The sequence below is a fragment of the Pseudomonas ficuserectae genome (assembly GCF_024584585.1).
Classification (GTDB): domain Bacteria; phylum Pseudomonadota; class Gammaproteobacteria; order Pseudomonadales; family Pseudomonadaceae; genus Aquipseudomonas; species Aquipseudomonas amygdali.
The window spans coordinates 2332797-2345661 of record NZ_CP085684.1; the positions used below are offsets into that span (position 1 = coordinate 2332797).

3 protein-coding genes are annotated in these 12865 nt (G+C 61.3%); all 3 read left to right on the forward strand.

Annotation, left to right across the window (positions count from 1 at the left end):
- The first annotated feature begins 121 nt into the window (after positions 1-121).
- Positions 122-1099, forward strand: coding sequence for a TauD/TfdA family dioxygenase (locus LJU29_RS10360; protein WP_005746825.1), 978 nt, complete (start codon positions 122-124; stop codon positions 1097-1099).
- Between the two features lie 415 nt (positions 1100-1514).
- Positions 1515-4925 (forward strand): non-ribosomal peptide synthetase, encoded by a 3411-nt coding sequence (locus LJU29_RS10365; protein WP_257112247.1) that lies wholly within the window; start codon positions 1515-1517, stop codon positions 4923-4925.
- The gene (locus tag LJU29_RS10370; RefSeq protein WP_257112248.1) at positions 4922-12862 is read left to right on the forward strand and encodes a non-ribosomal peptide synthetase; all 7941 of its coding nucleotides are present in this window, start codon (positions 4922-4924) and stop codon (positions 12860-12862) included. Before LJU29_RS10365 ends, LJU29_RS10370 begins: the two co-directional genes overlap by 4 nt.
- Positions 12863-12865 lie beyond the last annotated feature (3 nt).

Below are 12865 nucleotides of genomic sequence, written 5' to 3' on the forward strand. Positions count from 1 at the left end.
ATGGCACAGGAAGAGGGCTTGGACGGCTAATTTTCTCGTGGCGAAGTACGTTCAATCTGGACATTGGTGTTGCGCCAGGCCGCAGGGGCTCGGGCGCTTTTGCCATCAAGGGAGAGACATCATGAGTCATGCGTTGAGTTTGGATATCCGGCCGCTGCTTGCAGGGGCGGGCAGCTTGCCCATGCTGGTACAGGCACCCGAACCCGGTCTGGACTTGATGGAAGCGCTGGGCGAACTCAAGCCACTGGTGGCCGCGCACCTGTACAGCGCGGGCGGCATTCTGTTTCGCGGCTTCGACGTCGGCGGTGCGGAAGCGTTTCGTGAGTTCGCTGCCGGTTTCGGCGATCCGCTGCTCAACTACGAGTTTGGCTCTACGCCGCGCAGTAACGTGACCAAGGGTGTGTATACCTCCACCGAATACCCGGCGCATCAGAGCATCCCGTTGCACAACGAGCAGGCCTACACGCTGGACTGGCCGATGAAGATCTGGTTCTACAGCATGATCGCGGCGCAGACCGGTGGCGAAACGCCGATTGCCGACAGCCGTGAGATCTACCGGCGCATTCCGGCGCGTATTCGTGATCGCTTCATCGAAAAGAAGCTGATGTACGTGCGTAACTACGGCAACGGGCTCGATGTGGAATGGAGTCAGGTATTCAATACCGAAGATGAGTCCGTGGTCGAAGCCTACTGCCGGGCGCACAACATCGAGTGCGAATGGAAAGACGACGGCGAACTGCGCACCCGGCAGATCTGCCAGGCCGTGTCCCGCCATCCAGTGACCGGCGATACCGTCTGGTTCAATCAGGCGCACCTGTTTCACATCTCCAACCTGCAACCGGAAGTGCGCGAAACCCTGCTGGATGTCGTGGATGAAGAAGACCTGCCGCGCAATGTTTACTACGGCGACGGCTCACCCCTCGAAGAAAGCCTGCTGGACGAGATTCGTGGCGTGCTCGACGACTGCACCGTCAGCTTCCCATGGCTGGAAAACGACGTACTGATGCTCGACAACATGCTCACCGCCCACTCCCGCGCACCGTTCACCGGCAAACGCAAAGTGGTGGTGGCCATGGCGCAGGGGCATTCGGATAAGTAGTTGTTTATTGATTTCCGTGCCAACGCTCCGCGCCAGCGTTATACCCCGGTCCTGCAGAACTCAAGTAATCGTGCTTTTGTGGGAGCGGACTTGTCCGCGAAGACGGTAGTTCAGCCGGTACATTTTTGGAGGATGTACCTGCCCTTTCGCGAACAAGTTCGCTCCCACAAGGTTTTAACTACCGTGCGATGCTCCGCGTAGACGCCGGTACTGATGAACACAAGTAATGGTGCTTTTGTGGAAGCGGACCGGGCGACGCTCCCACGGCCTTCGGCCAGAAGCACAAGCGGACTTGTGCCTAACCCTGAAGAGTCGCTCCACGCCACAACAAACCTTTCTAAATATTTCCCCGCCAATTCGTTCTTGTTGATACGACCCCGCCCGACGGTCAGCCCCATTCAGCAAGGATCGACCCATGAACCCCGAACACGCCCAGAAACTCGCTCGTCGTTTTGTCGAGTTGCCCCTTGAAAAACGTCGTCTGTTTCTCGATGGCATGCGCAAGGAGAACATGGATTTCTCGCTGTTCCCGATCCCTTCCTGCGCAGGGCTGGCCGAGCGTGACGGGCTGTCTTATGCCCAGCAACGCATGTGGTTTCTCTGGCAATTGGACCCGCACAGCGCAGCCTACAACCTGCCGATGTCGGTGTGCCTGAATGGCCCGCTGGAGCTGCCGTTGCTGGAACGAGCCTTCAGTGCGCTGGTCGAGCGGCATGAAAGCCTGCGCACCACCTTCGGTCAGGAAGGCGACCGGGCGTTTCAGCGTGTTGCGCCGCCGACACCCGTCAGCATCCGTCTGATCGACCTGAGCCAGCAGCCTTGCGAACAGCGCTGGGCGAGTGCGCGGCAGGCGATGGCCGAACAGTCGGCGAAGACCTTCGACCTGCAGCGCGGGCCATTGTTTACCGTGCAGGTATTGCGCCTCGCCGAACAGGAACACCTACTGCTGCTCAACCTGCACCACATGATCACCGACGGTTGGTCGATGAACGTGCTGATCGACGAATGGCTGCGCGGCTATGATGCGCTGCTGGCTGGTAAACCGCTGCCTTTTCAGCCGCTGCCCGTGCAGTACCGCGACTATGCGCTGTGGCAACGCAGCTGGCTGGAGGCTGGCGAACAGGAACGTCAGCTGGATTACTGGCGCAGCCATCTGGGCGAAGAGCACCCGGTACTGGAGCTGCCCACAGACCGCCCGTACCCGGCGCTGCCCAGCCATGATGGCGCGCGCCTGGAACTGGCGCTGGAGCCCGAGCTGCTGCGTAACCTGAAAACCCTCGCGCAACGTCAGGGCGTGACCCTTTTCGTAGTCCTGCTGGCAACCTTCAAAAGCCTGCTGCACCGCTACAGCGGGCAGACCGACATTCGTGTCGGCGGCCTGATCGCCAACCGCACCCGCAGCGAAACCGAAGGGCTGATCGGCTGTTTTATCAACACCCAAGTGCTGCGCAGTGAAGTGACGGCGCAGACGCGCTTTGTCGATTTGCTGCACACCGTGCGTAATGCCTCGACCGGTGCTCAGGCGCATCAGGAGTTGCCGTTCGACGCGATCATCGACGCCTTGCAACCCGAGCGCAGCCAGAGCCACAACCCGCTGTTTCAAATGATGTTCAACCACCAGCCGGTGGTTGCCGACCTGCTGGACAAACAATTGAGCGGTGGCCTGCGCGTGGCCAATCTGCCTGCCGAGCAACAGGCACTTGCCCAGCGTTCGCACGCCGCGGCCAGTGACCTGATGCTTGCCACCAGCGGCGAAGGTGAGCAACTGAACGCCGCTTTCACCTACGCCACCGATATTTTCGACCAGGCGACCATCGCTCGTCTGGCCGCACATTGGCGCAACCTGCTGGCGTCGGTCTGTGCCGACCCGCTGCAAACCGTTGCCGAACTGTCGATGCTGTCGACCGATGAGCGCGCTCAGTTGCTGGATATCGACAGCGCAGCCAAAGCCGACACCACAACCCCCGCGCATCGCCAGTTCGAAGCGCAAGTGCAGCGCACACCGAGCGCCCCGGCATTGATCCTCGCCCGTAAAGGCCAGGCGCCCAGCCTGAGTTACACCGAACTGAATGAGCGCAGCAACCGTCTGGCCTGGCAACTGCGTGAGCAAGGCGTCGGCCCGGACGTTCTGGTCGGCGTGGCACTGGGCCGTTCGCTGGACATGCCCGTCGCGCTGCTGGCTGTGCTCAAGACAGGCGGTGCCTATGTGCCGCTGGACCTGAGCGCGCCGAGCGAGCGTCTACGTCATGTGCTGCAGGACAGCGGCCTGAAACTGCTGCTGACCCACAGCCAGCAAAAGACGACGCTGCCTGAGCTGGCGGGTATTCAGTGCCTGTGCATCGATCAGATGAGCAGTGCGGCAGCCAGCCCGCAAAACACGGACATTGCCGTTGATCCGGCCAATCTGGCCTACGTGATCTACACCTCGGGCTCTACCGGTCGGCCAAAAGGCGTGGCGATCAGTCATGGCGCGCTGGCCGAATTTATAACGCTGGGCGCGAACTACAGTGACTTGCGCGAAGGCGACCGGGTGCTGCAATTTGCCACCCATAGCTTCGACGGCTTCGTCGAGCAGTTCTACCCACCGCTGTGTCGCGGCGCGGCCGTGGTGTTGCGTGACGAGCGTTTGTGGGACAGCGCCACCTTCCATCAGGCTGTCGTCGAACATGGCGTAACCCTGGCTGACCTGCCTGCGGCCTACTGGCTGACACTGGTTCAGGATTTTGCCGCCAGCCCGCCTGCGCATTACGGCGCGCTGCGGCAGATTCACGTCGGTGGCGAGGCGATGGCCGTCGAAGGCCTGCGCCTGTGGCACAAGGCCGGGCTCGGGCACGTGCGCCTGCTCAACACCTATGGGCCGACCGAAGCTACGGTGGTATCGAGCATTCACGATTGCAGTGCACTGACTGCGGAACAGGTGTCGTGGCGCGGTGTGCCGATTGGCAGAGCGCTGGCGGGACGACGGCTGTACGTGCTCGACGATCAACTGAATCTGCTGCCGCAGGGTGCAGTGGGCGAGTTGTATATCGGCGGCCCCGGCCTGGCGCGGGGTTATCACGCCCAGCCCGGCCTGAGCGCCGAGCGTTTCGTGGCTGATCCGTTCGTGCCCGGTGAGCGCCTGTATCGCACCGGTGACCGCGCCAGGCTGCGCGCTGACGGCGCTGTCGAGTACATCGGTCGGGTCGACCATCAAGTGAAAATCCGCGGTTTCCGTATTGAACTGGGCGAAATCGAATCGCGCCTGCAGCAATGCACAGGCGTGCGTGAAGCGGTGGTACTGGCTGTCGAGCTGACGGGCAGCACGCAGCTGGTCGCTTACGTGGTGCCGCAGGTCATGGCGAACGGCGACGCCGAGCAACTGGCGCTGCGCCAGGGCATCAAGAGCCAGTTGCAATCCAGCCTGCCGGATTACATGGTGCCGACGCATTTATTGCTGCTCCCGGAGTTGCCACTCACGCCCAGCGGCAAACTGGACCGCAAGGCACTGCCAGCGCCCGATTCAAGCCAGTTGCAGGCGCGTTATCGCGCGCCGCACAGCGATGTGGAAATCTGCCTCGCTGCTATTTGGCAAGAAGTCCTGCACGCACAGCAGGTCGGTCTGGATGATCACTTTTTCGAGCTGGGCGGCCATTCGTTGCTTGCCGCGCAAGTCATCGCCCGGATCAAGACGCGACTGGGCATCAGCCTGCCGTTGCGCACCCTGTTTGAAAAACCGCTGCTCAGCGATCTCGCCTTCGAAGTGGCCGCGCTGACCGACAACACCACGGATAACGACTGGAGCGACATGGACCAGTTCATGGACTCACTGGAGGAATTTGGCGCATGACCGGGACCACCGCTGCACGCATCGCGAAACGTTTTGTCGGCCTGCCTCTGGAACAACGCCAGCAGTTCCTCGCCCGCTTGCGCCAGGAAGGCAAGGATTTCAGCCTGTTGCCGGTACCGGTCAGCCGTCATGATTTCAGCGCGATTCCGCTGTCGTTCGCCCAGCAACGCCTGCTGTTCCTCTGGCAGCTCGACCCGCAGAGCGACGCCTACAAGATGACCACCGGCCTGCGTCTGCAAGGCCCGCTGAACGAGTCGGCATTGCGCCGCGCCTTTGATCATCTGATCGAGCGCCATGAGGTGCTGCGTACCGTGTTCCATACCGACGGTGATCAGGCGCAGCAAGTGCTGCTGCATGATCAGACCGTGGCGCTGGACAGCATTGATTTGTCCGGTCTGGCTGATGTCGAACTGCGCGATGCCGAACTGGCGTTGCGAGTTATTACCGTCACCAGCCAGCCGTTTGATTTGCGTACAGGCCCGTTGCTGCGTGCGCACCTGTTCCGTCTTGCCAGTGACGAGCATGTGCTGGTGGTGAGCATGCACCACATCGTCTCCGACGGCTGGTCGATGGACGTCATGATTCAGGAGTTCGTGCACTGCTATCAGGCGTATTGCGAAGGTCGCGAACCAGCGCTGCCAGAGCTGCCGCTGCAATACGCCGACTATGCTATCTGGCAGCGCAGCTGGCTGGAGGCGGGCGAGGGCGCGCGGCAACTGGATTACTGGCGCAGCCAGTTGGGTGACGAACAACCTTTGCTGGACGCCGCGCAGGATTTCCCGCGCCCGGTGACACAAAGCTATCAGGGCGAGCACCTGCGCTTTGATTTCGGCGCTGATCTGTCGCGCCAGCTCAACGCCTTTGCGCGCACGCAGGGCATGACCCTGTTCATGCTGGTGCTGGCCGGTTTTTCGCTGTTTCTGTCGCGCAAGGCCGGGCAGCGCGATATCCGCATCGGCGTGCCAAACGCCAACCGCGGTCGTGCTGAAACCGAAGGGTTGATCGGCTTCTTCATCAATACTCAGGTTTTGCGCTGCCAGGTGGACGAGCGCCTCAGCTACCTTGACCTGCTGGCGCAGATCCGTGACACCTCGTTCGGCGCGCAGGCGCATCAGGACGTACCCTTTGAGCAACTGGTCGATCAACTGGCACCCGAGCGCAGCCTGGGCCACAACCCGCTGTTTCAGGCCAAGTTCAACCAGAACGTAATCCTCAAACAGAAAACCGCGCTCAAGCTGGCCGGGCTGGAAGTCAGCGAATACGCCTTCGACAAGCAGGGCGCGCATTTCGATCTGGCGCTGGACATCACCGACGACGGCACACTGATTCATGGCGACATGGCCTACGCCAGCGACCTGTATCGACGCGCCACCGTCGAAGGGTTCATTCCCGAAATGCTTGCGCTGTTCAAAACCCTGCTCGATGCGCCGCAGGCGCCGTTGTTCAGCCTCGGTGCACTGGCAATCGAGCCACCACGCGAAGTGCGCGAACCCGCGCCGCACATGCTTCAGCTATGGGGCCAACAGGTTGAACACCAGCCGCATGCACTGGCTGCCCAGTGTCTTGATCGCAGCCTGACGACACTGGAGCTGGATCAGGCCGCCAATCAGCTGGCCCATCATCTGATCCGGATGGGTATTGGCGAAGGCCAGCCGGTTGCGGTGTTGATGGAGCGTTCGCTGGACTGGCTCACGGCGGTGCTGGCGATCTTCAAGGCCGGTGGTGTGTACATGCCGCTGGACGTCAAAGCCCCGGATGCGCGCCTGCAAAAGATGCTGAGCAACGCCCAGGCCAAAGTGCTGCTGTGCGCCGAAGGCGATGTGCGTCAGACGTCACTGGATGTTGCCGGTTGTGAGGGCCTGGCCTGGACACCTGCGCTGTGGCAGGACTTGCCGGTCAGTCGTCCTGATATCACGCTGTCAGCCGATTCAGCGGCTTACGTTATTCATACCTCCGGCTCCACCGGTCAGCCCAAGGGCGTATTGGTCAGCCAGGGCGCGCTGGCCTCTTACGTGCGTGGACTGCTGGAGCAGTTGCAACTGGCTCCCGAGGCGAGCATGGCGCTGGTCTCGACCATCGCCGCCGACCTTGGTCATACCGTGCTGTTCGGCGCGCTGTGTTCAGGACGTACGCTGCATGTGCTGACCGAGGCGCTGGGTTTCGACCCGGATGCCTTTGCGGCTTACATGGCCGAGCATCAGGTTGGCGTGCTGAAGATCGTGCCCGGTCATCTGGCCGCGCTGTTGCAGGCCAGCCAGCCTGCCGATGTGTTGCCGCAGCATGCACTGATCGTCGGCGGCGAAGCCTGTTCGCCTGCGCTGGTCGAGCAGGTGCGTCAGCTCAAACCGGATTGCCGGGTGATCAACCACTACGGCCCGAGCGAAACCACTGTTGGCGTACTGACCCATGAATTGAAAGTGGACACGATCCCCTGTGGGAGCGAACTTGTTCGCGAAGAGGCCAGCACAGGCTTGCAAAAGGCTGAGGCTCTACTACCGCTTTCGCGAGCAAGCGAAGCGTCGCCCGGCTCGCTCCCACAAGGTTTATATCTATCCACTAAGGTGCCGGTCGGTGCGCCATTGCCGGGGGCCAGTGCTTATGTGCTGGATGATGTGCTGAACCCCGTTGGCACTCAGGTGGCGGGCGAGCTGTACATCGGTGGCGACAGTGTCGCGCTGGGCTACATCGGTCAGCCTGCGCTGACCGCCGAGCGTTTCGTGCCGGACCCGTTTGCAGAGAATGGCGCACGCGCCTATCGCAGCGGCGACCGCATGCGTCGCAATCATCAGGGCTTGCTGGAATTCATCGGCCGTGCCGACGATCAAGTCAAAGTGCGCGGTTATCGTGTCGAGCCTGCCGAAGTGGCGCGGGTGCTGCTGAACCTGCCTTCGGTTGCGCAAGCCAGCGTGCTGGCATTGCCTGTCGATGAAGATGAATCCCGTCTGCAACTGGTGGCCTATTGCGTCGCGGCAGCCGGTGCCAGCCTGACCGTCGACAACCTGCGCGAGCAATTGGCTGCACGCTTGCCCGATTACATGGTGCCCGCACAGATCATGCTGCTGGTCAGCCTGCCGCTGACCGCCAACGGCAAACTCGACAAGCGCGCCTTGCCCAAGCCGGGCGTGGTCAAGCAGCGCTACACCGCGCCGGTCGGCGAGATCGAGGAGAAGCTCGCCGCCGTATGGGCGGACATGCTGAAACTGGAACAAGTCGGCAGCACCGACAACTTCTTCGAACTGGGCGGCGACTCGATCCTTAGCCTGCAGATCATCGCCCGCGCCAAGCGCCAAGGCATCAAGCTCAGCCCCAAGCAGTTGTTCGAAAAACAGACCATCAGCCAGTTGGCCTCGGTGGCAAAACTGATCCAGAAAAAGCCTGCTGCGCCGGTCGAACAGATCAGTGGCTCGCTGCCGTTGCTGCCGATTCAGGCGCGCTTCTTCGAACTGGACATTCCCGAGCGTCAGCACTGGAATCAGGCGCTGATGCTCAAGCCCCTGCAAACGCTGGATGCAATCCATCTTCAAGCTGTACTGACCGCGCTGATCGAACAGCACGACGCGCTGCGTCTGGGTTTCACCCAGCAAGACGGCCAATGGCAAGCCACATTCGGCGCACTGAACACTCGCGACCTGCTGTGGGTTCATGAGCTGGACAGCATCGAGCGCTTGCCTGAACTGGCCGACGAGGCGCAGCGCAGTCTTGACCTGAAAAACGGTCCGCTGCTGCGGGCGCTGTTGGTCAACCTGCCGCAGGGCGAGCAGCGTTTGTTGCTGGTGATCCATCACTTGGTGGTGGATGGCGTGTCGTGGCGGGTGCTGCTGGAAGACTTGCAACAGGCTTACGTCGCCCTGACTAAGGGCCAGCTTGTGGCGTTGGCAGCGAAAACCACGTCGCTCAAGCATTGGGCTGAGCAATTGCAACAGTATGCGACCGGCGAAACGCTGACAGCCGAGCGCGATTACTGGCTACACGCTTTACAGGGCGACGATCAACCGCTGCCGCGCGACAAGCCCGAAGGTTCGATGCGCAATCGCGATGCGGCCCATGCGTCATCCTGGTTGAGCAAGGACCTGACCCACAAGCTGCTGAAAGTTGCACCTGCCGCGTACCGCACGCAAGTCAACGATCTGCTGTTGACCGCGCTGGCGCAAGTGTTGTGCGAGTGGAGTCAGCAGCCGTCGGTGCTGATCCAGCTGGAAGGGCATGGCCGCGAAGACTTGTTTGACGACACCGATCTCAGCCGTACCGTCGGCTGGTTCAGCAGCCTGTTTCCGGTTCGCCTCACGCCACACATTGCTCCGGGTGCGAGCCTGTGCGGCATCAAGGAACAACTGCGTGCTGTGCCGAACAAAGGTATTGGTTACGGCGTATTACGTTATCTCGGCGAGCCGTCGTTTACGCAACAATTGGCCGCCTTGCCGCAGGCGCGGGTCACGTTCAATTACCTGGGCCAGTTCGACGGCAGCTTCAACGAACAACAAGGCGCGTTGTTCGTGCCGAGTGCCGACAAAACTGGCACTGCGCTGTGCGAAGACGGCCCGCTGGGCAACTGGCTGAGCCTCAACGGTCAGGTGTTCGATGGCCAGCTGCAACTGGACTGGAGCTTCAGCCGTGAGGCGTACCACGCCTCGACCATCGATACCCTGGCGCGCCGCTACGAGCAGGCGCTGACCACGCTGATCGACCACTGCACCGCCGGGCATCAGGGCGTCACACCGTCGGACTTTCCGCTGGCGCGCCTCACTCAAACGCAACTCGACGGCTTGCCGATTGCTGCGGGCGAGATCGAAGACATCTACCCGCTGTCGCCGATGCAGCAGGGCATGCTGTTCCACTCGCTGTTCGATGAGAGCGCGGGCAACTACATCAACCAGATGCGCGTGAGCATCAGCGGGCTGGATGTGCCGCGTTTCCATAACGCGTGGCAATCAGCGGTCAACAACCACGAAGTGCTGCGCAGCTGCTTTGTCAGCCAGAGCGAACAGTCGCTGCAAGTCGTGCAACGTCAGGTCACACTGCCTTTTGTCGAGCTGGATGCGCGTGGCAAGCCGCAAAACTGGCTCGACGACTGGGCGCAGGCCGACCGTCAGCAGGGTTTTGATCTGGCGCACGGCCCGCTGTTGCGCCTGGCGGTAGTGCGCACTGGCGACGACGCGTGGCAGCTGGTCTACACCAGTCACCATATTTTGATGGACGGCTGGAGCAGCTCGCGGCTGCTGGGCGAAGTGCTGCAACGCTACAGCGGTCAGGCGCCGCCGAAACAGGCGGGACGTTATCGCGATTACATCCAGTGGCTGCAGGATCAGGACGCTGATGTCAGCGAGCGCTTCTGGACCGCAGAGCTGGCTGAACTGGATGAGCCGACCCGCTTGCTGCAAGCCTTCAAAGCATCAACCGATCAGCAGGGCTATGGTGATTACATCCAGTTGATCGACGCCGACGGCACCCGGCGCTTGAGCGAGTTTGCCTGCGAGCAGCACGTGACCCTCAATACGCTGGTGCAATCCGCCTGGCTGTTGCTGCTGCAACGCTATACCGGTCAGTCCAGCGTGACCTTTGGTGCCACGGTGGCCGGGCGTCCGGCTGAATTGCCGGGCGTCGAGGAGCAACTGGGCCTGTTCATCAACACCTTGCCGGTGATCGCCAGCCCGCGTTCGGAACAGACTGTCGGCGACTGGGTGCAGCAGGTGCAGGCGAAGAACATTGCCTTGCGCGAGCATGAGCACACGCCGCTGTATGACATCCAGCGCTGGGCACGTAACAGTGGCGAGGCGCTGTTCGACAACATACTGGTATTCGAAAACTACCCGGTGTCTGAAGCCTTGCAGCGCGCGCCGGACGGTCTGACGTTCAGCGACCTGCGCAATCAGGAGCAAGCGCATTACCCGCTGACACTGGTGGTCGAGGCCAACGATGTGCTGTCGGTACGTTTCAGTTACGACCGCCAACACTTCAGTGCAGAAGGCATTCTGCAACTGGCGGCGCATTTCGATCACTTGCTGCAAAGCCTCAGTACATCCGCGACGGCACGTCTCGGCGAGTTGACCCTGCCGACTGCCTGGACGCAAAGCGTGCAGCATTACCCGACCGGGCAGTGCGCCCATCAACGTATCGAAACCCAGGCCGAGCGCACGCCGTTGGCCATCGCCCTGACTTTTGCTGGCGAGCAATTGAGCTATCAACAGCTCAACAGCCGCGCCAACCAGTTGGCCCATAAACTGCGCGAGCAGGGCGTCGGCCCGGATGTTCGCGTGGGGCTGGCCGCTGAACGCAGTCTGGACATGATTGTAGGGATGCTGGCGATCCTCAAGGCTGGTGGTGCATACGTGCCGCTGGATCCGGATTACCCGCAGGATCGCCTGAGCTTTCTGATGCAGGACAGCGGTATCGAATTGTTGCTGACTCAAGCACATTTGTTGGGCCAACTGCCGATTCCTGCACATGTTCAGACACTGGATCTGGCGGATTCGCTGGACGGTAACAGCACCGAAAACCCGGTCAACCAGACCTCGCCGGACAACCTGGCCTACGTGATCTACACCTCGGGCTCGACCGGCAAGCCAAAAGCTACCTTGCTCGCTCATCACAACCTGATGCGCCTGTTTGCTGCCACGGATGACTGGTTCAAATTCAGCGAAAAGGACGTGTGGACGCTGTTCCATTCATTCGCTTTCGACTTCTCGGTTTGGGAGATTTTCGGCGCGCTGCTGCACGGCGGCCGACTGGTGATCGTGCCGCGTGAAGTGACCCGCTCGCCGGAATACTTCCATGCGCTGCTGGTTGAACAGCAGGTCACAGTGCTCAACCAGACGCCGTCGGCGTTCAAGCAGTTGATGCGTGTGGCGTGTGATTCGCCCGTACCGATGTCACTGGAAAAAGTCATCTTCGGCGGCGAAGCGCTGGACGTGGCCAGCCTGAAGCCGTGGTTCGACCGTTTCGGCGATCAGGCAGCGCAGTTGATCAACATGTACGGCATTACCGAAACCACGGTTCACGTGACCTACAGGCCAATAACCGAGGCCGACACGCAAAACCCGGCCAGCCCGATTGGCGAGGCGATCCCGGATTTGTCGTGGTACGTGCTGGACGCGGATTTCAACCCGGTCGCCCAGGGTTGCAGCGGTGAGCTGCACATCGGCCATGCGGGTCTGGCGCGGGGTTATCACAACCGTGCGGCGCTGACTGCCGAACGCTTCGTGCCGGACCCGTTCTCCAGCGACGGCGGTCGTCTGTACCGCACCGGCGACCTGGCCCGTTATCGCGCTGCTGGAGTGATCGAGTACGCCGGGCGTATCGACCATCAGGTGAAGATCCGTGGTTTCCGCATTGAACTGGGTGAAATCGAAGCGCGGCTGCAAGCGCACCCGGCCGTGCGCGAAGTGATGGTGCTGGCCGTGGACGGGCAATTGGCCGCGTATCTAGTCCCAGCCCAGCTTGACCACGACCAGCAAAGCCTGCGCGAAACTCTGAAGACCGAACTCCGGTCGCATCTGCCGGATTACATGGTGCCGACGCATTTCATCGTCCTCGACAAGATGCCGCTGACCGCCAACGGCAAGCTGGACCGCAAGGCGCTGCCCGCGCCGGATGCCAGCCGGCTGCAAGCGGCCTATATCGCTCCGCAAGGCGAGCTTGAGCAGCAACTGGCGGCGATCTGGGCCGATGTGCTGAAGGTCGAGCAGGTCGGTCGTAGCGACAACTTCTTCGAACTCGGCGGCCACTCGCTGCTGGCGGTACAGATGCTGGTGCGAGTACGTGAGCAGTTGCAGCGCGAGGTCGGCCTCAAGGACCTGTTCGAACAGCCGGTGCTGACGGACTTCTGCACCACGCTGCAAGAAAAAAATGGCGAAAGTGACCATGCGCTGGACGAATTGACTAAATCACTGGAGGCACTCAAACGTTTATCAGCGGAGGAAATTGATAATTTGATTGCTTAGCAG

Bases quoted from the DNA above. Each gene is read 5' to 3' on its own strand.
- LJU29_RS10360 (WP_005746825.1), top strand. From the start codon at position 122: ATGAGTCATGCGTTGAGTTTGGATATCCGGCCGCTGCTTGCAGGGGCG.
- LJU29_RS10365 (WP_257112247.1), top strand. From the start codon at position 1,515: ATGAACCCCGAACACGCCCAGAAACTCGCTCGTCGTTTTGTCGAGTTG.
- LJU29_RS10370 (WP_257112248.1), top strand. From the start codon at position 4,922: ATGACCGGGACCACCGCTGCACGCATCGCGAAACGTTTTGTCGGCCTG.